This window comes from Burkholderia sp. SIMBA_062, from assembly GCF_046534765.1.
Lineage (GTDB): Bacteria > Pseudomonadota > Gammaproteobacteria > Burkholderiales > Burkholderiaceae > Burkholderia > Burkholderia ambifaria.
This window is the reverse complement of the sequence record NZ_JAWRYD010000024.1, coordinates 89308-110877: the sequence shown is the minus strand read 5'-3', so window position 1 is coordinate 110877 and position 21570 is coordinate 89308. Positions and strand designations below refer to the sequence as shown.

Here is a 21570-nt window from a genome sequence, read left to right as displayed (position 1 = left end):
GCCGCTTGGCCGCTTGGCCGCTTGGCCGCTTGGCCGCTTGGCCGCTTGGCCGCTTGGCCGCTTGGCCGCTTGGCCGCTTGGCCGCCCTCCCGGCATGATCCCCGGTGCTCCGGTATGATCGGCACGCTCGATCGGCGCCCGGCCGCCTGCGCAGCCGTGCCGCGCCTGGCGCCACGCCGCCCCACTCCGTTCCGTTGCCGCCATGTCCGCCGCCTCCACCGACCGTCCGACCGACGCCGCCTCGCCCCACTACTCGCGCAGCCTGCTGTTGCTGCTCGCGACGATCGCGGGTGTGTCGGTCGCGAACATCTACTACAACCAGCCGCTGCTCGACAGCTTCCGCTCGGCCTTTCCCGACGATGCGTCGTGGATCGGCGCGGTGCCGACCGCGACCCAGCTCGGCTATGCGGCCGGCATGTTCCTGCTCGCACCGCTCGGCGACCGTTTCGATCGCCGCGGGCTGATCCTGCTCCAGATCGCGGGCCTGTCGATCGCGCTGATCGTGGCCGCGACCGCGCCGTCGCTGGCGGTGCTCGCCGCGGCGAGCCTCGCGATCGGCGTGCTCGCGACGATCGCGCAGCAGGCCGTGCCGTTCGCGGCCGAGATCGCGCCGCCCGCCGAGCGCGGGCATGCGGTCGGCACCGTGATGAGCGGCCTGCTGCTCGGCATCCTGCTGGCGCGCACGGCGGCCGGCTTCGTCGCCGAATATTTCGGCTGGCGGGCGGTATTCGGTGCGTCGGTCGCGGCGCTCGCCGCGCTGGCCGCGGTGATCGTGCTGCGCCTGCCGCGCAGTTCGCCGACGTCGACGCTGTCGTACGGCAAGCTGCTCGGCTCGATGTGGCATCTGGCGGTCGAACTGCGCGGGCTGCGCGAGGCGTCGCTGACGGGCGCTGCGCTGTTTGCCGCGTTCAGCGCGTTCTGGCCCGTGCTCACGCTGCTGCTCGCCGGCGCGCCGTTCCATCTCGGCCCGCAGGCTGCGGGTCTGTTCGGCATCGTCGGCGCGGCCGGTGCGCTGGCCGCGCCCTACGCGGGCCGTTTCGCCGACAAGCGCGGCCCACGCGCGATCATCTCGCTCGCGATCGCGCTGCTCGCGGCGTCGTTCGTGATTTTCGCGCTGTCGGGGGCGAGCCTCGTCGGGCTCGTGATCGGCGTGATCGTGCTGGATGTCGGCGTGCAGGCCGCGCAGATCTCGAACCAGTCGCGGATCTACGCACTGAAGCCTGACGCGCGCAGCCGCGTGAACACCGTGTACATGGTGTGCTACTTCATCGGCGGCGCGCTCGGCTCGTCGGTCGGCGTCGCCGCGTGGCATGCATTCGGCTGGATCGGCATGTGCGCGGCCGGACTGCTGTTTGCCGCGCTTGCCGCGTGGTCCCATCATCGCGGCGCACGGCGCGGCTGATCGCTGCCGCGCGCGCCGCCGTCACCCGCCGGCGCGCGACTCGGCCGGTTCGTCGGCGGGTGGCGGCGTGAACGCCTGCGCGGGATCCATGACCGCGGCCGGGTCCACGACGGCGGCCGGGGTCGGCACCGCAAGCGGTATCGCGGAAGGCGTGAGGATCGGCGCCGGATCCGGCACCGCGGCCTGATCCGGTACGAACGCCGCCCCTGCCGCCCCCGCTGCCGAGCCGGCCGCCACAGCCTGCGACGCATCGGCCGCCGCGCGCGCCGCGGGACGGCGTGCGGGATCGAACAGGAACGACAGTCCGACGCTGCCGAGAATCGCGACCGTCGCGACCACGGTCGCCATCGTCACGGGCTCGCCCAGCATCAGCGCGCCGAGCGCGACCGCGACGATCGGATTTACGTACATGCAGCTGCTCGCGATGATCGGGCTCGTGTGGCGAATCAGATAGCCGTATGCGACGTACGCCGCCATCGTGCAGAACACCATCAGGTACAGGAACGCGAACACCGGCGCGGCCGCGACCTGCTCGATGCGCTCGCCGAGCAGCCACGCGGCCAACGTGGACATCAGTCCGCCGAGACCGATTTGCAGCGACGTCGACAGGAACAGGTCCGACGGCAGCTTGAGCCGCGTCGACAGATGCGCGCCGCCCGCCCAGAACAGCGCGCCGGCCAGCACGCTGATCGTGCCGAGCGCCGAGTTCGCGGCAGCCGCGCCGCCCGAATTCAGCACGACGATGCCGACCATCCCGAGCGCGACGGCCGACCACTCTCCCTTCGTCACCGGGCGCCCGGCGACCGCCGCGATCACGGTCGCGAACAGTGGCACCGTGGCGACCATCACCGCGGCCGAGCCGCTGCTGACCGTGCGCATCCCGAGCGCGATCGTGCCGGACGACAACGCGACCAGCATCGTGCCGACGATCGCCGAGTTGCGGATTTCCAGCAGCGTCGGCCATTCGGGCTTGCGCCGCAGCGCGAAGATGAACAGGCCAATCCCGCCGAGCAGGTTGCGCAGCCCCGACAGCAGCAGCGGCGGGAACGACTGCAGCGCGAAATGCAGGCCGCTGTAGGTCGAACCCCACACGAAATAGATGAATACCAGGGCCAGTGCGACACGGCCGCCGCGGCTTTGCGGCAGGCGGATCCGGAACGGCAGGCGGGCGAGGAAATCGAGGAGGCGGTCGAGCGGTGTCATCGTTCAGCCTGCCTGCACGACGTGTCGCGCGCTCCGCTGAAAGACGCCGGAGAAACCGGCAAACGGCCCTGACGGGACCGGGAAGGCGCAGACAAACGTGCGGAACGACATGGGTGCGAACGGCGACGAATAAGAACCGGCGAGCGGCGGCAGAGGGTCACGAAAACGTGCGTGAACGGCTTCGTCCACGCAATGCTCGGCATTATGGCATCACGGATTCGAAAGCATCGTCAGACCAGTCTGAAAGGATATCGACTGACGTTTCGGCGCGACAATTTCGGGCCGCGGCACACGCTGGATCCGGTGCCGGAGACGCGCTGCACGGGCGTCGCGGCCGCCGTGCTCAAAACCTACCCGCGCGTCACGTCGATACCTCGGCCTGATGGCCAGTCAGGCGCTTCAGGTGTCGCTTCCCGCTTATCGTGACGATCGGCCTGCCGCTCCGGCCGCCGACGTTCCGGTCATTCGATTCGCACACCACCCATACAAAATTTTGTATAATTCAACCATTCTTCCGCCGAAGCCGGTTGTCTTCGTCGGCGGCACCCTTGACGCGCTTCGCGGCTTTCCACTGCCCGCGCGCCGCGAAGCCGGCCACCAGATCGACCAGGTGCAGCGCGGTCTGGCGCCCGACGACTGGAAGCCGATGCGCACCGTCGGCCCCGGCGTGCGGGAAATTCGCCTGCGCGATGCGAGCGGCGCATTCCGGATCATCTACGTCGCGACATTCGCCGACGCGATCTACGTGCTGCACTGCTTTCGCAAGCAATCGGCGCGCACCTGCAAGGCCGATATCGAACTGGCCACCCGGCGCTATCGCGCGCTGACGATCGAGAGGAAACGATGAGCAACGAACGCTATACGAATGTCTGGGACGCAATCGAGGGCCAGCCGGCCGAGGCCGAGAACATGAAGCTGCGCTCCGAACTGATGATCGCGCTCAAGCAGCGCATCGCGCAGCTGGAACTCAGCCAGGCGCAGGCGGCGAAACAACTGGGCGTCACGCAGCCGCGCGTGTCCGACCTGCTGCGCGGCAAGATCAACCTGTTCGGGCTCGATGCGCTCGTGAACATGGCGTCGGCCGTCGGCCTGCGCGTCGATCTGCAGGTGCGCGACTCCGCGTGACGCATCGGCAAGCCCCGCCGCTCACGATCCGCCGAACCAGTTGTACCCCTGGTCGACCCAGTAGCCACCCGGGAACGTATCGGTCACGAAGATTTCCATGATGTGCTTCGGGTTCTTGTAGCCGAGCTTGGTCGGCATCCGCAGCTTCATCGGAAAGCCGAATTCCGGTGGCAGGCGATGGCCGTCGTAGTCGAATGTGAGCAGCGTCTGCGGATGCAGCGCGGTCGGCATGTCGATGCTTTCGTAGTAATCGTCCGCGCATTTGAAGCCGACGTATTTCGCGTGCGTATCGGCGCCGGCGCGCGCCAGAAACGCGCCGAACGGCGTGCCGCCCCAGCGGCCGATCGCGCTCCACCCTTCCACGCAGATGTGCCGCGTGATCTGCTCCGCGTGCGGCAGTGCATACAGCTCGTCGAGCGTCCACACGCGCTTGCCCGTCACGCGGCCCGACAGCATGAGCCGGTACGTCGTCGCGTCGACGTGCGGCACGTCGTCGATGCCGTAGTACGCGTTGAACGGGAACGGCCGCGTAATGTCGGCTTCGGTATAGGTCGGCGCGAGCCGCTCGCCGCTGAAGATCCACGCCTGCACGCGATCGTTCAGCCGCGATACCCGCTCGAGAAACGTGTTGACCGACGCGTCGTCCTGCAGCGAGCAACCGGTCAACATCGTCAGGCCGCCGAGCGTCAGGATGCGGCGGTTGAAGAGCCGTCGCGACGGCATGTCGAGCGCGTGGCGCACGTCGAGTTCGAGCGACTTGCGGTCGAGCGTCCAGCGCGAACGGTCGCGCGTACTTTCGGATTCCGACATGATGATCCCCTTTTCCCGCATGGTGCGGGTCAGCGTCCGCGCAGCATCGCGAGCAGCGAGCGCGGCACGCGCAACGCCATCGCGACATGCACGACGACGAATGCGACCAGCAGCGACATCGCCCAGAAATGCACGACGCGCGCCATGTCGTAGCCGCCGAACAGCGCGCGCAGCAGCGGAAACTGCACGGACTTCCAGATGGTGAGCCCCGACAGCACCAGCACGACGAGGTCGACGATCGCGGTCAGGTACGCAGTGCGCTGCACCGCGTTGTAGACGCCGAGGTCGTCGTGCGACAGCCGCCCGCGCAATGCGGCACGCAAGTCGCGCCAGACGGACGCCGGCGTGACCGGCAGCAGCATGCGCGCGAAGCGCCCGGTCGTGATCGACATCGCCAGATAGAACAGCCCGTTGGCGACGAGCAGCCACATCGCCGCGAAATGCCATTGCAGCGCGCCGCCCAGCCAGCCGCCGAGCGTGATGCCGTGAGGAAACGTGAACGGCGGATAGATCGGCGACGCGTCGTAGATGCGCCAGCCGGACAACACCATCAGGATCGCCGCGAGCGCGTTGAGCCAGTGACTCACGCGCACCCACGCCGGATGGATCGGGCGCACGGGCGGTGACGCCGCGTCGCGACCGGTGGCGGGAACGGTTTGCATGGTGAAGCCTCCGGAGATGCGGGAATGATGCAAACGCATGCGATGGGCGGCGGCGGCCGATGCAATGCACGCACCGCCCGCCGCGCCCGCCGGCGTCAGTTCGACGGCGCCATCTTGTCGCTCGGCGTCGCCTTGCCCATTGCGTCGTGGCCCATCGCGTCCTTCTTCATCGCATGCTTCTTCATGGTGCCCTTCTTCATCGCGCCGTCCTTCGCCATCGCGTCGTGGCCCATCGCGTCCTTCGACATCGACGTGCCGTCCTTCGACATCGCATCGTTCTGCGCATGAGCGCTCACGGCAACCATCGCGAAAGCGGCGACACAGACAGCCAGCAGTCCATTTTTCATGACATCTCTCCGGTACATGGGTAAGGAGCCGAATAGACGCAGCATGACCCCGGAAATGACAGCCGGTTGAATATTTTTTTCGGTCGGGGTTTCCGGCAGGAATCGAACGGCCGCGATGCTGCACCGCTTCGCCGGGGCGGCCGTGCTGGCGGCCCGGGCGACGGCCCGCGATGCTGCGGCCGCACCCAGCATAAGATCCGCCCCCGGTTGAAACCGCTGCGAAGCCGGTGTATCGTGTGCCCTTGCTAACGCGGGGGTCCTGCAATGCGTTCGGTCAAACAACCGGCATTGCGGGTGAGAAATACCCTTTGAACCTGATCTGGATAATGCCAGCGCAGGGAAGCGTACGGATCTCGCCGCCTTCCTTCTGACGAAATCCGCCGCCTCACCAAACCTCGTCTCCTGCTTAGCTCGAGCCCCACATTCGTCAAGGGCTCCGGGCAAGCGCCGCAGCGCGTGTCCGGCGCTCACACAGGAGATTGCATGAACGCCAATCCGAAGTTTCTGTCCGCCGACGCCCACGTCGATGCCGCTGCCGTCGCGCCGCTGCCCAATTCGCGAAAGGTTTATGTAACCGGCTCGCAGCCCGACATCCGCGTGCCGATGCGTGAAATCACGCAGGCCGACACGCCGACCGGCTTCGGCGGCGAAAAGAATCCGCCGATCTACGTGTACGACACGTCGGGCCCGTACACCGATCCGGACGCCAAGATCGACATCCGCGCGGGCCTGCCCGCGCTGCGCCAGCGCTGGATCGAAGCGCGCGGCGACACCGAGGTGCTCGACGGCCTGTCGAGCCAGTACGGCCTCGAGCGCGCGGCCGACCCGGCCACCGCCGACCTGCGTTTCCCGGGCCTGCACCGCAACCCGCGCCGCGCGCAGCCGGGCAAGAACGTCACGCAGATGCACTACGCGCGTCAGGGCATCATCACGCCGGAAATGGAATACATCGCGATCCGCGAGAACCAGCGCCGCGCCGAGTACATCGAGAGCCTGAAGTCGAGCGGCCCGAACGGCGCGAAGCTCGCCGCGATGATGGGCCGCCAGCACCCGGGCCAGGCGTTCGGCGCCGCGGCCTTCGGCGCGAACGCGCTCGCCGAGATCACCCCCGAGTTCGTGCGCGACGAAATCGCGCGCGGCCGCGCGATCATCCCCGCGAACATCAACCACCCGGAATCCGAGCCGATGATCATCGGCCGCAACTTCCTCGTGAAGATCAACGCGAACATCGGCAACTCGGCCGTGACGTCGTCGATCGGCGAGGAAGTCGACAAGATGACGTGGGCGATCCGCTGGGGCGGCGACACCGTGATGGACCTGTCGACCGGCAAGCACATCCATGAAACGCGCGAGTGGATCATCCGCAACAGCCCGGTGCCGATCGGCACGGTGCCGATCTACCAGGCGCTCGAAAAAGTCAACGGCAAGGCCGAGGATCTCAGCTGGGAAATCTTCCGCGACACGCTGATCGAGCAGGCCGAGCAAGGCGTCGACTACTTCACGATCCATGCGGGCGTGCGGCTGCAGTACGTGCCGCTCACCGCGAACCGGATGACGGGCATCGTGTCGCGCGGCGGCTCGATCATGGCGAAGTGGTGCCTCGCGCATCACAAGGAAAGCTTCCTGTACGAACACTTCGAAGAAATCTGCGAGATCATGAAGGCGTACGACGTGAGCTTCTCGCTCGGCGACGGCCTGCGCCCCGGCTCGATCTACGACGCGAACGACGAAGCGCAGCTCGGCGAACTGAAGACGCTCGGCGAGCTCACGCAGATCGCGTGGAAGCACGACGTGCAGGTGATGATCGAAGGCCCCGGCCACGTGCCGATGCAGCTGATCAAGGAGAACATGGATCTCCAGCTCGACTGGTGCAAGGAAGCGCCGTTCTACACGCTCGGGCCGCTGACCACCGACATCGCACCGGGCTACGACCACATCACGTCGGGCATCGGCGCCGCGATGATCGGCTGGTTCGGCACCGCGATGCTGTGCTACGTGACGCCGAAGGAGCACCTCGGACTGCCGAACAAGGACGACGTGAAGGAAGGGATCATCACGTACAAGCTCGCCGCGCACGCGGCCGACCTCGCCAAGGGTCACCCCGGCGCGCAGGTGCGCGACAACGCGCTGTCGAAGGCGCGTTTCGAGTTCCGCTGGGAAGACCAGTTCAACATCGGCCTCGATCCGGACAAGGCGCGCGAATTCCACGACGAGACGCTGCCGAAGGACTCGGCGAAGGTCGCCCACTTCTGCTCGATGTGCGGCCCGCACTTCTGCTCGATGAAGATCACGCAGGACGTGCGCGAGTTCGCCGCGCAGCAGGGCGTGTCGGAAACCGAGGCGCTGAAGAAGGGGATGGAAGTCAAGGCGGTCGAGTTCGTGAAGACCGGCGCCGAGATCTATCACCGTCAGTAAGCGCGCGCGGCGATCCGCACGGGTCGCATCGCGACGCACGGCAGGAAGCCCGCTTTCGAGCGGGTTTTTTTGCGCCCGCATCACGCATGCCTGCACCGATGCGGGAAACAATTGATTACCAAACCGAACCCGCCTTAACAAGTCCTTACAGCAGCGCGGGGGCACGGCGCGTAGATTGGGCTCATGCGCGACCCGGCGGTCGCGCGACTTCCGCCCACTACCACAAGGACAACGATCATGAACTCGATTCGGCGTTTTGGGGTATACGCACTCCTCGTCGCGACGGTAGCCAGCCTGTCGGCCTGCGATTCGATGTCGCGGCGCCAGCGCGATACGGCAATCGGTGCGGGTGTCGGCGGCGTAGCCGGCGCGGCGATCGGCGGCAACGCACTGTCGACCCTCGGCGGCGCGGCAGCCGGCGGCCTCATCGGCAACCAGGTCGGCAAGTAAGCCGGCCCGACGCGTGCCGCGCGATGCGCGGTACGTTTCAGTTTGAGCAGACGGCGTTTCCGCGGTGCGGAAGCGCCGTTTTCGCATGCGCCGCAGGCGACGCCCGGAAATGATCCGTTACCGTTTTGCGCACCGCGTCATCGTCGTGCGGCCTAAGCTTTAAGCATCCGCCGATTGCCGGCTACGCCGGAGAAACATCATGAACAGGACCCTCGTCGCCGCAGCGCTCGCGTGCGCGACACTCGCCGGTTGTTACTACCCTTATGGCTACTATCCGTCCGGCTATTACGCAGCGGCGCCGGTACAGACAGCGCCGGTGTATGTCGAGCCCGGCCCCGCGTACTACTATCCGGCTCCCGCGTATGCGCCGGCATGGGGCGGCTATTGGGGCCCCGCGCTGTCGCTGAACTTCGGTTTCGGCGGACGCGGCGGCCATCGCCATCACTGAGCCACCGAGCCGGCCATCCGGCCGGCTCGCGGCGGCAGCGAGCGGATTTCCCGTTTCTTGTCGTTTCATCCGATCGTGAAACGACGGCGTGGTAACGCGGTGTAAGATTCAGCGCATCCCTTCCCCGCGCCTGCCAACCTCGATGTCGCCCAAGAACGCCTTTCTGCTGACCGTCCTCGCCGCCCTGTGGGGCGCGTCGTTCCTGTTCATCCGGATCGGCGTCGCCGAATTCGGCGTCGCGCCGCTGATGGCGCTGCGCGTGGGCATCGGCGCGCTGTTCCTGACGGGCCTCGCGCTGACGCGTTTCAAGCCCGCCGACCTCGCCGCCCGCCTGCGCCGGCATGCGTGGCCGTTGTTCGTCGTCGGCATATTGAACTCGGGCGCGCCGTTCTGCCTGTTCGCCTATGCCGAACTGACGCTGTCGGCCGGCGTGACCTCGGTGATCAACGCGACGACGCCACTCTGGGGCGCGCTCGTGGCCTACGTATGGCTGAAGGACAAGCTGTCGCTGCCGCGCGCGCTCGGCCTCGTGATCGGCTTTGCCGGCGTGCTCACGCTCGTTTGGGATCAGATCGCGAATGCGCACGGCAGCACCGGCGCCAGCGCGACCGCGCTGGCCGCCGTCGCCGCGCTCGGCGCGACGCTGCTGTATGGCATTGCGGCCAACTATACGAAGCGCAAGCTCAGCGGCGTCGATCCGCTCGTCAACGCCACCGGCAGCATGATCGGCTCGACCGTGCTGCTGCTGCCGTTTGCGATCGCGACCTGGCCTGCAGCGGCGGTCAGCGCGCACGCGTGGGGCGCCGTGCTGGCGCTCGGCATCGCCTGCACGGGCATCGCGTATTTCATCTTCTTCTACCTGATCGCGCATGTCGGCCCGGCCCGCGCGATTACCGTGACGTTCGTGATTCCGGTGTTCGGCCTGCTGTGGGGCGCATTGTTCCTCAGTGAACACGTGTCGGTCGTGATGCTCGAAGGCTGCGCGATCGTGCTGGTCGGCACCGCGCTGGCGACCGGCGTGATCAAGCGGATTCCTGGGGTCCGCCCGCGCGGCGAGGGAGCTGCCTGAGCGGTGTGCGTGGTGGCCGGCGTCCCGCCGGTTGCCGGTTTCGCGTGACGCGCCGGTTGCCGGTTCCCGGGCTTCGAGCACCGCGCGTCGACCGGTACGCGCCGAAGCATGGCGCCTTTCACCCGAGGCCGATGACCGCGCGCGGTGCGCGGCCTTCCGGCCCCTCCGTTTTCCGAATCCCGCGCATTCTTCGCACGCAATGAACGCGGCGCACGCTGCGCTGTCGCCGCGTGCTCGACCGGCGCCCTCGCGGGGTGCATGCTCCCGGGCGGATAGCCCCGTCGACGTGCCAGTGTAGCGTTTGCGTCTGGAGTTACCCTGATACGCGCGCCGCGCCATTCCCGTTACACTCGGGACACTCATCCGCAGAAGGCGGTCACGATGCGCCACGTTCTTTCGCGTCCGCCTGCGCGTGCGACGGCTTCGGCGTGGCGGCACGACATCGCCCCCCCGGAGCGCGCCAGGGCACCATCGACATGAAGCCCTCCCGCGACCTCTCGCTCGAATCCCTGCTCGAACGCCTCACGCCGACGCCCAGCGGCTGGATCGCCACGTATCGCGACACGACGCTGCGCAGCGTGTTTCAACCCGTGCTGTCGATCACGCACAAGCGCGTGGTCGGCTATGAAGCGCTGCTGCGCGTCGTGGACGCGAACGGCACGCTGGTGTCGCCGGTCGCACTGTTCGACAAGACGCGCGCGGCCGCCGACGCGTTGCTGCTCGACCGGCTCGCGCGCTGCCTGCATACGGCCAACTTCGTCGCCCAAGGCATCGGCGACGGCTGGCTGTTCCTGAACGTGACGCCGCGCGTGCTCGATTCGGGCCTCGTGCAGCGCGAATTCGTCGAGGCGCTGTGCCGGCATTTCGCACTGCCGCCGAATCGCATCGTGCTGGAAGTCGTCGAGCAGCCGTCGCGCGACGAAGCCGCGCTCGCCCGCACGATCGACATGATCCAGCATCGCGACTTCCTGATCGCGATCGACGATTTCGGCACCGGATTCTCGAATTTCGACCGCGTGTGGCGCGCACGGCCGGATATCGTCAAGCTCGACCGCTCGCTCGTCGAACGCGCGACCGGGTCGGGCGAGGATCGCCGCATCATGCATCACCTGGTATCGATGCTCCACCAGGCCGGCGCGATGGTGCTCGCCGAGGGTGTTGAAAGCGACGACGCGCTGCAGGCGCTGATGGACGCCGATATCGATTTCGTCCAGGGCTTCCAGTTCGGCCAGCCCGATGGATCAATCGCACATGCGAGCGCCGCGGCGCCCGCGATGCTCGATGCCGCGTGGCAGCGTTTCATCGCGCAGCGGCATACGCCGGGAAGCGCCGAGCAGCCGGGCTTCGACGCGATCGAGCGGCTCGTGCTCGCCGGCGCGGCCGCGTTTTCCGCGAGCGGCAACCTGAACGATGCCGCACAGCGCGTCTTCGCGGTGCCGGCCGCGCGCCGCGTGTTCGTCACGGATGAGATCGGCGAACAGTTCCTGCCGTCGATCGGCGCGCCTCCCGAGGACGGCCAGGCAGGCGGCACCCGGCTCTCGCCGCTGTTTCCGGAAACCCACAGCAACTGGTCGCGACGCCCCTACTTCCAGCGCGCGATCGCGGCGCCGGGACGCGTCGCGCTGATGGGCCCGCACTTCTCGCTGACCGAAGGCCGCGACTGCTATACCGCGGCGGTGGCAATTCGCGCGCAAAGCCGCCTCGTCGTGTTCTGCGTCGACTTCGTGCTGGACAGCGCGGGCACCGTGATGCGGTAGCCGGCGCGCCGGTCCGGAACCGTCCGCAACGCCGGCCCAGCCCTGCCCAGCCAGCCCGGCCCTTCGTCAGTCTGTCACCTTCCCTCTTCCCGACTTCACCGCGCCGCGACGCGACTTGTGTTCGAGCCGCCGCTCCTTCGATGCGCGCGTCGGGCGTGTCGCGACCCGCGCGCGCGGCGTGAACGCGACGCTGCCGATCAACGCATCGAGCCGCGCGAGTGCCGCGTCGCGGTTCTTCTCCTGTGTGCGGTATTCCTGCGACTTGATCACGACGATGCCGTCGCGCGTGATGCGCTGGTCGGACAGCGCGAGGAGCCGCTCCTTGATGACGGGCGGCAGCGACGACGCGCGAATGTCGAAGCGCAGGTGAATCGCGCTCGACACCTTGTTGACGTTCTGTCCGCCGGCGCCCTGCGCGCGCACGGCGGTCCATTCGACTTCGGCCGGATCGAGCGTGTAGCGGATCATCATCGCGACGACTCCTTGCGACGCCGCGCGAGCGCCTCGTCGACCCGGGCCGCAAGGCCCGAATCGCGCTGCGTGCGCGTCGCGACCGCCTGCGCGAGCACGCGCCGCGGGCCGATTACCTGCACGCGCGTGCGTGCGCGCGTGACGGCCGTGTAGACGAGTTCACGCGTGAGCACGCGCCCGAACGACGCCGGCAGCACGAGCGCGGCCTCGTCGAATTCGGAGCCCTGCGACTTGTGGACCGTCAGCGCGAACGCCGTTTCGTGCGGCGGCAGCGCGGCGGGCGACACGGCGCGCGCGGTGCCGTCCGCGCGCCGGAACCACACGCGCAGCACGCCGTGCGTGTCGGGCAACGCGATACCGATGTCGCCGTTGAACAGCCCGAGCGCGTAGTCGTTACGCGTGACCATGATCGGCCGCCCGGTGAACCAGTGTGCGCCGACCGCGAGCGGCACGCGCGCGGCATGTCGCACGTGCGTGGCCACCAGCGCATTGACGTGCTCGGCGCCGCGCGATCCCGTGCGCGTCGCGCACAGGATCCGGAAGCGGTTGAGCGCATCGAACAACGGCAACGGATCGGGCTCCGGCTCGGACAACGCGGTACGCAATGCGTCGAGGTACGCACCGAACCGGCGCGCGAGCCGCTCGACGGTCGACGTCGCAAGCGTATCGCCCGCGTCGTCATGAAACGACGCGGCTGCGGCATCGTCCGTCGGCAACGCATCGAGCGCGGCCTGCACGTCGCCGCGGCGGATCGCCAGCGACAGGCGGCCGATCGGCGAATCGAGACCGAAACGGTAATTGCGTTCGAGCCACACGACGCAGTCTGCAAGCGGTGCCGGCGCGGGCGCGGGCGATGCGGCGGCGTGGTCGTCGGCTCGTGTCGTGACGGCCGACGCGAGCGACGAATCGGCTGCATTGGCCGCATCGGCCGGATCGAATGGCGCGAGCTCGACCGCGTCGAGCCACGCGAGTTCGTCGGCCTCGATCCATGCAGGATCGGCGGCCGCGCTGTCGATGTCGGTCGGTGCGGGCGCCGCAGGCGGCAACGACGCGGCCGGCGGCGCGACATCGGTAGCGGACATCGCTTCGTCCTGCGGATCGTCGTCGAACAGCGACGCCTGGCGCGTATCCACGTTCCGCCGCGCCGGCGGCTTGCGCGCAGCGCTCGTCGACACCGACGCGGATGCTGACGCTGGTGCTGGGGCCGGTGCTGGAGTGGGCGCGGCAACCGCCGCCGCGTCGCCGTCGGGCAGCGGCAACGCCGCGACGAAAGCCGCCTCGTCAATCCCGAGTGCACCCGCGATGCGCGTGCGTGCCGCGTCGGTAAACGTCGGCCGTGCGCTGAGTTCGGCGAACACGGCGCCGGCCTCGACCGCGGCGAGCTGATCCTTGTCGCCCAGCAGCACGAGCCGTGCGCCGGGCGCGAGCGCATCGAGCAGATGCGCGGCGAGCGCGACGTCGATCATCGACGCCTCGTCGACGACGATCAGGTCATACGGCAACGGATTGTCGCGGTGATGGCGGAAGCCCGCCGCGCCGCCGCCGCCCAGCAGGCGATGCAGCGTGTACGACGTGTCGGGCAGGCGCGCGGCGAGTTCCGGCGGCAGGTCGCCCGCCCGCGCGTGCAACGCTTCCTGCATCCGCTGCGCGGCCTTGCCGGTCGGCGCCGCCAGCGCGATGCGCAGCGCCGGATGCGCGTCGAGCAGGCAAGCCAGCACACCGACGACGGTCGTCGTCTTGCCGGTGCCGGGGCCGCCGCTGACGATCGTCACGCGCCCTGTCAGCGCAACGATCGCCGCGACGCGCTGCCAGTCCACTTCCCCCGTCGCGGGCCCGAAGTAACGCGCAAGACTGTCGCGCAAGCGCTCGGGCGACAGCGCGTCGCCCGGTGCGGCGACGCCGGCCTGCGCGACGAGCGCATCGGCGAGCCGCCGTTCGTAGTCGAAATAGCGCGACAGATACAGATGGTCGTGCCGGTCGACGATCAGCGGCCGCTCGTCGCCGCGCGCGAGCGTACCGAACGCCACGACGCCGCTCGCGGCAAGCGCGGCGCGCACGTCGTCGACCGGCTCCTCGTAGCGCTGCGCGAGCGCGCCGAGCGACACGCACACGTGGCCGCCCGCGGTCGCCCGGCTCGTCGCGAACGCGGCACGCGCCGCCCAGCGGGCGGCCGCGGCCGGCGCACCCGCGCGGCGCGACAGGTCGCCGATGCGCCGCGCGAATCCTTCCGCGAGCGCGATGCCGAAATCCGCGGGCTCGGGCAGGCGCGCGACGAGGCCGCCGGTGAATTCGAGCGTATCGTCGGACGCATTCATGCGCGGCCCCCTTCCATCATCCGGTCGAGTGCGTCGACGAGTTCGCGCGCGGGCCGCCGCGCATGTACGCCGGCCGGTTCGCCGCCGCTGCGCCAGTCGGGCCGCACGCCGCGCACGAACAGGTACAGGTAGCCCGCCATATGCGTGTCGTAGTCGTAGTCGCGCAGCCGCCCGCGCAGATAGCGATGCAGCGCGACCATATAGAGCAGCGCCTGCAGGTGATACGCGTGATCGGCCATCGCGACGTCGAGCGCGCGCGGGCCGTACGCATCCGGCGTATTGCCGAGATGGTTCGACTTCCAGTCGACGATCCAGAACCGGCCGTCGTGTTCGACGATCATGTCGATGAAACCCTTGATGAAACCGGCGAGCATGCCCGAGTCGAGCGCAACGTCCGGATAGCCATGCGCCACCAGCAGCCGGCGCAGCGCGCCCAGCTCGAGCGACGGCGCCGGAAACAGAAAACCCATTTCGTCGAGCCGCCTGGCGGGGTCGAGATCCGCAAGCCGCATGCCCGGCACGAGTTCCGTACGCACGACATCGTCGACGAGCCGCGCCATCATCGCCGGCAGACGCGTCGCGAGTTCCGGCTCGGCCTCGACCGGCCGATCGTGCAGCGCGCCGAGCGCTGCCTGGTGCCACGAATCGGGCTCGGTGAAGCGGCTGAGTTCGAACAGGCGGTGCAGGCACTCGCCCGCTGCCGCACCGCGCGGGAACAGCAGGATGTCGTGGTCCGGCGGCTCGGTAGCGACCGCGTCGGCCGCGACGAATGCACCGTCCGGCGCCACGGCGGCAAGCGCATCGTGATCGGGCCGAAGCTCGTCGTCCGGCACGACCGCGACGCCCGCCTCCTCGCGCGCCATCGACGCCGTCAGCGAACTGAAGCTCGCCATCCGCCACGCGTCGCGCAGCACGCGCGTCGCATGGCGTGCCGTGAGCGTCTGCGTCGCATCGTGGCCGGCCGCGAGCCGTTCGGGCCGAGCCGGCACCGGCAACGGTGCAACGCTCACCGGGCCGCCGGCCAGCGCTTGCCACGCAGCGTCGAGCACCGCTTCGTCGGGCGGCTCGTCGAGCCACGCGTCGAACGACTGGCCGGCGCCGGCCACGAGCCAGTTCAGCACGCTGCGCCGTGCCTCGCGGGTCGAGCGCGACGACAAATAAGGCCCGGCGACGAGATAGCACCGATACACCGCGCGCGTGAGCGCCACGTAGACGAGCCGCGCGCGTTCGGCCGCCTGTTCGCGCAGCGCCTGGCGCGCGGCATGCTCGGCGGCTTCGTCGTCGCACCCGTAATGCAGCACGGCGTCGCCCGCGTCGTCGTGATACTCGCGCGCGTCCGGCAACCCCGACGCGGGGGGCTCGCGCAGCCCGCCGTCGTTCAGGAACGGACAGAACACGACCGCGTATTCGAGGCCCTTCGACTTGTGCACGGTCACGATCTGCACGAGATTGCGATCGGATTCCAGGCGCAGCTGTGCTTCCTCGCCGCCACCGTCGAGCCGTTGCGCGGCGAGCCAGCGCAGCGTCGGTGCGATGCCCGGCTGCGCGGACGCGCGCGCCTGCGTCAGTTCGGCCAGATGGTTGATGTCGGTCACGCGGCGCTCGCCGTCCGCGCCGGCCATCAGCCGCTCGGCGATGTGCAGCTCGCGCGTGAACGTGCGCCACATCACCGCGAAGCCGCGTTCGCGCCACAGCAGCCGATAGCGCGAGAAGCGCTCGACCCAGCTCATCGCGTCCGCGCTGTCGGCCGCTTCGCGCGACGCGTCGCCGTCGCCCTGCTCCATCCGCCACAGCGCACCGGCATCGAGGCCGAACCAGTCGGCGGCCAGCGCCGCGCGCAAGCGCCGCAGGTCGCCCGGCGCGTCGATCGCCGCCAGCACGCGCTCGAGCTGCTCCGCATCGCCGGTCGAAAACACCGACGCCTGCGCGAGCTCGACGCTGCCGATACCCCACGTGGCGAGCACGCGCTTCACGAGACTGCCCTGCCGGTGCGTCTGCACCAGCACCGCGATGTCGCCCGGCGACAGCGGCGTATCGCCGAGCCGCGCCTGCCCTTCGCGCGCGCCGCGCATCAGCCGGGCAATCTCGGCCGCGCACGCCTGGGCGGCCTGCGCCTGCGCATCGCGCTTGAGCAACGTGCCATCGCCGCCCGGCAACGCCCAGATCCGGAAATCGCCGGCCGGGCCCGGATCCGTTGCGTCGACGAACGGTGCGCGCACGCGCGTGCCGGCGCGCACCGCGTAATAGTCGAGCCCGTCGAGCACGAATGCGCGAGGGTTCGACATGAAGAAGCGGTTGCACGCGTCGACGATCGCCGGCGTCGAGCGTTGGTTGACCGCGAGCGTATAGCACGCGCTCGCGCTTGCCCGTGCGGCGAGATAGGTATGCAGATCCGCCGCGCGGAAGCTGTAGATCGCCTGCTTCGGGTCCCCGACGAGAAAGAGCGGCCCGCCCGGCGCGAAGATCCGGTTGAAGATCGCGAACTGCAGCGGGTCGGTATCCTGGAATTCATCGATCAGCGCGGCCGGATAGCGCGCGCGCAGCGTCTCGGCGAGCCACGGGTGCGCATGCAGCGCGCGATACAGGTTCGCGAGCAGGTCGTCGAACGATACGACGCGACGCGTACGCTTGCGTTCGGCCAGCTCGCCCGGCGCGGTGTCGAGCCAGTCGGCGATCAGCGCGAGCCAGCGGGCGCGCTGCGTGGCCTCGGCCGCGGCCACCGACGCTTCGAGCGCATCGGCCACGTCGAAGAACGTGTGCTCGGGGGTCACGCCGCCCTTTTTCGTCGCCTTCGCGAGCGCGGTGCGTGTGAGCTTGAGCGCCGCCTTCGGCAACGCGGCCGCGGCATCGCCCTGCGCGAAATGCGCGGCCCACGCGGCGAGTGCATCGGCAAGCGCGTCGGGCTTGTGCGAGCGCTGGTTGAGCGCGGGCTGCGCGGCGCGCAGCAACGCGTCGATCGCATCGCGCTCGTCGGCCCACAGCCGCGCCGCCTCCGCGAAGCACTCGGCGGCAGCGGCCTCCGCCGATTCGTCCGGTTCGACGACGCCGTCCCAGCGCAGCGCGGCGAGCGGCTTCTTCAACCGCCGCGCAAGCTGGGCGTCGAGCGCGGCCGGGCCCGCGCCCGAATCGACGAGCCACGTCGCGAAGCCGGGCCAGCGCGCGGCCATCGGTTCGACGCGCGTGCGCCAGAAGTCCGCCGCGAGTTCGAAGCGCAGCGCTGCATCGTCGGCCTGCATGTCGAACGCGAACGGCATCGCGGCCGCGAACGGTGCCTCCTGCAGCGCACGCTGGCAGAACGCGTGGATCGTGTGGATCGCCGCCTGGTCGAATGCACGCAACGCGCGCCGGATCCGCTTCGCGGCGGTCTCGGGGTCGAGCGTGCCGGCGTCGCCGAGCGTCGTCTCGAGCAGGCGCGCGACGAACGGATCGCCGCCGTCGTCACCGGTGTCGAGTGCATGCGCGAGTTGTGCGAGCCGCCCGCGGATCCGCTCGTGCAGTTCGGCGGTCGCGGCCTTCGTGAAGGTCACGACGAGGATTTCGTCCGCGCCGAGATCCTTCTCGAGCAGCAGCCGGACGTACAGCGCGCAGATGTTCCACGTCTTGCCTGTACCGGCCGACGCCTCGATCTGGTTGACGCCGTCGAGCGGGCACGCGAACACGTCGAGTTCGAGCGCCGCCTGCGGCTGTGATGCGGCGCTCATGCGAGCTCCTTCAGGTGTTCCAGCATCGGCTCGAACACGAGCCCTGCAAGTGTGCCGAACGGCTCGTCGAGCGACGGACGGGCACCGCGCCACGCGATCGCGATGGCCGGATCGTCGGCCTCGCTCACCACGCGCTCGTTGATCCAGACGCTCGCCGCCTTCGCCTCGCCGTCGGAAACGCGCGCCCATGCGCTGCGCGGGAAAAACCGCAGCGGCATGCGCCGCCCCGCGCGAAACAGCGCGGCGAGCGGCGCGAGACGCTCGAGCGGCGCAGCGACCGGCGTGAGTTCGAACGCGCCGCCGCTGCCGAACCACAGCGTGCGGCGCGGGCCGTCGGGTTCCACCGCGCAATAGACGAGGTGCGCAAGCCACGCGGACAGGTAGTCACGCGCGCTCGGCCGCGCATAGCGATAGATGATCTGGCCCGCCGGCGTCAGCCGGTTCAGCGTGCCGTGCAATTCGAGCGGCGCACTCACCGCGTCGCCCGACAGCATCGCGTCATCAGCGCCGAACAGCGCCTGATCGGTATCGGGCCACGCGGGCGCAATCGCGAGCGTGAACGGCCGCCGCTCCATGCCGTCGGCCAGCGCACGACGCACGTTCGACGCAAGCTGCATCATCGAGCCGAGCGCCTGGTCGCGCCAGACGGCACCCGTCGCGCCGCCGGGCAGTTCCGGGCTCGCGTCCGCGATGCGCAGCGCATGATCGTGCACGCCGCCTTCGTCCGATTCGATCAGGAGCGGCAGCACGCGCTCGGCGAGCGCGTCGCTGCCGGCGAAGTCGAGTGCGAACGGCTCCGTGTCGAGCAGTTCGGCCTGCGCGTCGGACAACACGATGCCAAGCCGCGCACGCAGCAGCGCTCGGGCCGGATGCCGCCAGAAACGTTCGAATTCGCTGAACGCAACAGGCTCGACCGCCTCGGCCGGCAGCGGCTGCGCGAAGAACGGCTGCTCGCGCGTCGCGTCGCGCGTGGCTTCGGCCGCCAGCAGCGACGCGAGCGTCGCGCGCTCGGCGTCGTACGAGGCCAGTTCGCTGCCGGGCCGGAAATACTCGGCCGCGAACGGTTGCAGCGGATGCTCGACAACGAACGCGCGCCGCGCGGCATCGACCGCGCCGGGTGCGGTGTCCGCGCCGGCCGTGACGAGCGCGAGATGGTCGAGCAGTTCGTCGACGAGCGCCGCGGGCGGCAACGGCGCGTTGTCGCGAATGCTTCGCCCCGTATAGGCAATCAGCAGCCGGTCGCGCGCGGCGAGCAGCAGGTCGAGAAACAGATTGCGCTCGTCGTCGCGGCGCTGCCGGTCGCCGAGCTTCGGCAGGACGGCCATCAGGTCGAACTCGTCCGCGCGCGCGAGGCTCGGCAGCACGCCGTCGTCCATGCCGAGCAGGCACACGACGCGGTACGGCAAGCCGCGCAAGCTCGTCAGCGACGAGAACGTGACGCCGCCCCACGGCACCCCGCCGCGCGCCGGATCGTCCAGCGCGGCTGTCAGCCCCGCGCGCACGACGGCCGCGGGGAAGGCTTCGTCGGGCGCGCCTTCCGTCATCGCGGCGAGCATCGCGTCGAGCGCGTCGCGCACGCCGGCGAGCGCATCGGCATACGCGGCGCCGGAATCGAAGAAGCGCGCGACGGTGTCGGCGAACAGTTCGCTCCATGCGCGCGGCGTATGCGCGCTGGCAAGCCGCCGCGAAAAGCCGTCGAGATCGTCGGTAAAGCGCGCGAGCCGGCCGAGCAGTTCGGCCTCGCTGCCGGTGGCCGCCTCGATCGGCAGCCACGCGCCGACGGGTGCCGCGCCTTCGGGCATCGCATAGCCGAGGAAGAGCCGCGCGAGCGCATCGGAGAATGTATGGCGCGGCGCCGGCACCGCCGCGTCGTCGCTCGCCGTCGGCGACAGCCCGCGCCGCGCGCCGGCGGCCGCGAGCCAGGTCTGCACCGTCTCGAGCGCGGCCGCGTCGATGCCGTAACGGGCCGCGACCGCGTCGACGCGCAGCCATTCGACCAGCTCCGGCGCGCCGACCTGCCGCTCCGGCAACGCGAGCCATTCGAGCAGCACGCGCGCGACCGGGTTCGCCTGCGACGGCGGCAGGCCGGTGATCCGGTAAGGCACGCGCGCACCGCCGGCGCCTGCCGTGCCGAAGACCGCATCGATCAGCGGCCCGGCCGCCGCGAGATCGGCGACCGCCACCAGCACATCGGACGGCTGCAGCGTCGCGTCGGCGTCGAACCACGCGAGCAGGCGGTCATGCAGCACCTCGAGCTGACGCGCGAGACTGTGGCACACGTGCACCTCGATCCCGCGCTCGGCCGGCGCTTCGCCGAGTTCGGCTTCCGGCTGCAAATCGAGGATCGCGTTCTGCACGCGCGCGAGCCAGGTCGGCGCGGGATTGCCGACGAAACGCGATGCGTCGCCGAACGCGGCGCTCTCGGTCAGTTCGTGCAGCATGTGCAGTTGCGCCTGCGTCTGCCGGCCCCACTCCGCGAGCAACGGATGGCCGACTTGCTGATAGTCGAGCCGGTCGGCCGCATCGAGCGCCTCGGCATGCGCGGCGGTGACGATGTCGAACCAGAATTCGCGGCACGGGTTGAGCGCATAGACGCGCACGTCGATCCAGCGCGACAGCTCGCGCAGCAGCGCGACGTGCAGCGGCGGCATCGTCGGCAGCGCGAACACGCTGACCGATTCCGGCCAGTCGGCGCGCGCGACGGATTCGGTATCGAGGTTGCGCGCCTCCATGAGGAAGCGATGCGCGGGCGGCGTGCCGCTGTCGCTCAGCTCGGCGAGCAGCGCGCGCCACAGCGCGGCCTGCCAGTGCTCGTCGTCGCGTGCGGCATCGCTGATCCCGCGCGGCGCGGCATCGCCCGCGAGCACCGACTCGCCGGCCTGCCACGCGGCCAGCCATTCGGGCCGATAGGTCAGGTAATGATCGAGCACGGCCGCGACGCGGTGCGCAAGCTCGTAGCGCATCGCGTCATCGGACGCGGACAGATACGCGGCCAGCCGCGGCGACGCGAGCCACGGCGCGTCGCCCGCGGCCTGCGCGAACAACCGGTAGCAGCGCCACACGAGGCGGTCGGGCGCGAACGGCGAGCGCGCGGGCACCGTCAGCACGCGGCCGATCTGCGCCCACAGCCACTGCGCGAGATACGTGAACTCGACGTTCGCGCACACGCCGTGGCGCGCGGCGATGTCGAGCTCGAGACGGCGGCGCAGCGCCGCGCTCGGCACGATGACCTGCTGCGGCGCCCACGGGCCGTTGCGGGCCGGGAACGCGGCCAGGTCGTCGAGCAGCGCGTCGGCGAGCGTTTCGTGACGGTTCGAATAGAAGAGATGGAGCATCAAGCGGGTGTCGAAGCGTCGCGCCGGCGGGGCCGGGCGAACAGGAGCACCAAGGATAGC

General features: G+C 69.6%; 16 protein-coding genes and 1 riboswitch. Of the genes, 8 read left to right on the top strand and 8 right to left on the bottom strand.

The window, feature by feature from the left end; all coding sequences use genetic code 11:
- Positions 1-202 precede the first annotated feature (202 nt).
- Positions 203-1402: an MFS transporter gene (locus SB786_RS24510; RefSeq protein ID WP_410729736.1), complete on the top strand. Its 1200-nt coding sequence runs from the start codon at positions 203-205 to the stop codon at positions 1400-1402.
- Positions 1403-1423: 21 nt separating this feature from the next.
- On the opposite strand, the gene SB786_RS24505 is transcribed toward SB786_RS24510, so the two are convergent.
- Entirely contained in the window at positions 1424-2605 is a 1182-nt protein-coding gene (locus SB786_RS24505; RefSeq protein ID WP_410729735.1) for an EamA family transporter, read from the bottom strand.
- A 493-nt stretch (positions 2606-3098) separates the two neighbouring features.
- Here SB786_RS24505 and SB786_RS24500 point away from each other — a divergent pair, with 493 nt between their 5' ends.
- Positions 3099-3452, top strand: a complete 354-nt coding sequence (locus SB786_RS24500; protein ID WP_410729740.1) for a type II toxin-antitoxin system RelE/ParE family toxin — start codon at positions 3099-3101, stop codon at positions 3450-3452.
- Entirely contained in the window at positions 3449-3730 is a 282-nt protein-coding gene (locus tag SB786_RS24495; RefSeq protein ID WP_228907224.1) for a helix-turn-helix domain-containing protein, read from the top strand. The genes SB786_RS24500 and SB786_RS24495 overlap by 4 nt, the downstream gene beginning before the upstream one ends.
- A 21-nt stretch (positions 3731-3751) precedes the next feature.
- On the opposite strand, the gene SB786_RS24490 is transcribed toward SB786_RS24495, so the two are convergent.
- The 3 genes from SB786_RS24490 to SB786_RS24480 form a co-directional block, all read right to left on the bottom strand.
- Complete coding sequence (locus SB786_RS24490) at positions 3752-4540, bottom strand: molybdopterin-dependent oxidoreductase (protein ID WP_410729733.1); 789 nt, start codon at positions 4538-4540, stop codon at positions 3752-3754.
- A gap of 29 nt (positions 4541-4569) precedes the next feature.
- Positions 4570-5202, bottom strand: a complete 633-nt coding sequence (locus tag SB786_RS24485) for a cytochrome b/b6 domain-containing protein (protein ID WP_006759243.1) — start codon at positions 5200-5202, stop codon at positions 4570-4572.
- Between the two features lie 95 nt (positions 5203-5297).
- Positions 5298-5549 carry a pentapeptide MXKDX repeat protein gene (locus tag SB786_RS24480; protein WP_006754217.1) on the bottom strand — a complete coding sequence of 84 codons (252 nt, stop codon included), beginning with the start codon at positions 5547-5549 and terminating at the stop codon, positions 5298-5300.
- Between the two features lie 242 nt (positions 5550-5791).
- Positions 5792-5908: riboswitch (TPP riboswitch) on the top strand.
- 124 nt (positions 5909-6032) lie between these two features.
- On the opposite strand from SB786_RS24480, the gene thiC reads away from it, so the two are divergent.
- The 5 genes from thiC to SB786_RS24455 all read left to right on the top strand — a co-directional run bounded on the left by thiC (position 6033) and on the right by SB786_RS24455 (position 11688).
- Positions 6033-7964, top strand: a complete 1932-nt coding sequence (gene thiC / locus SB786_RS24475) for a phosphomethylpyrimidine synthase ThiC (RefSeq protein ID WP_410729732.1) — start codon at positions 6033-6035, stop codon at positions 7962-7964.
- Positions 7965-8201: 237 nt separating this feature from the next.
- Positions 8202-8414, top strand: a complete 213-nt coding sequence (locus tag SB786_RS24470; protein WP_006759245.1) for a glycine zipper 2TM domain-containing protein — start codon at positions 8202-8204, stop codon at positions 8412-8414.
- Between the two features lie 199 nt (positions 8415-8613).
- Positions 8614-8862: a hypothetical protein gene (locus SB786_RS24465; RefSeq protein ID WP_011656438.1), complete on the top strand. Its 249-nt coding sequence runs from the start codon at positions 8614-8616 to the stop codon at positions 8860-8862.
- Positions 8863-9004: 142 nt separating this feature from the next.
- Positions 9005-9931 (top strand): DMT family transporter, encoded by a 927-nt coding sequence (locus SB786_RS24460; protein ID WP_410729731.1) that lies wholly within the window; start codon positions 9005-9007, stop codon positions 9929-9931.
- A 476-nt stretch (positions 9932-10407) separates the two neighbouring features.
- On the top strand, positions 10408-11688 hold the full coding sequence (locus SB786_RS24455; protein ID WP_410729729.1) for an EAL domain-containing protein: 1281 nt from the start codon (positions 10408-10410) through the stop codon (positions 11686-11688).
- Between the two features lie 66 nt (positions 11689-11754).
- On the opposite strand, the gene arfB is transcribed toward SB786_RS24455, so the two are convergent.
- Genes arfB through recC form a run of 4 tightly spaced genes read right to left on the bottom strand, consistent with a single transcriptional unit; the run spans position 11755 to position 21510 of the window.
- A complete protein-coding gene (gene arfB, locus SB786_RS24450; RefSeq protein WP_006759249.1) occupies positions 11755-12159 on the bottom strand; it encodes an alternative ribosome rescue aminoacyl-tRNA hydrolase ArfB in 405 nt (134 codons plus the stop codon).
- Positions 12156-14474 carry an AAA family ATPase gene (locus SB786_RS24445; protein WP_410729728.1) on the bottom strand — a complete coding sequence of 773 codons (2319 nt, stop codon included), beginning with the start codon at positions 14472-14474 and terminating at the stop codon, positions 12156-12158. The genes arfB and SB786_RS24445 overlap by 4 nt, the downstream gene beginning before the upstream one ends.
- Positions 14471-18175 (bottom strand): exodeoxyribonuclease V subunit beta, encoded by a 3705-nt coding sequence (recB, locus tag SB786_RS24440; protein ID WP_410729727.1) that lies wholly within the window; start codon positions 18173-18175, stop codon positions 14471-14473. The genes SB786_RS24445 and recB overlap by 4 nt, the downstream gene beginning before the upstream one ends.
- On the bottom strand, positions 18172-21510 hold the full coding sequence (gene recC, locus SB786_RS24435) for an exodeoxyribonuclease V subunit gamma (RefSeq protein ID WP_410729739.1): 3339 nt from the start codon (positions 21508-21510) through the stop codon (positions 18172-18174). Before recC ends, recB begins: the two co-directional genes overlap by 4 nt.
- Positions 21511-21570 lie beyond the last annotated feature (60 nt).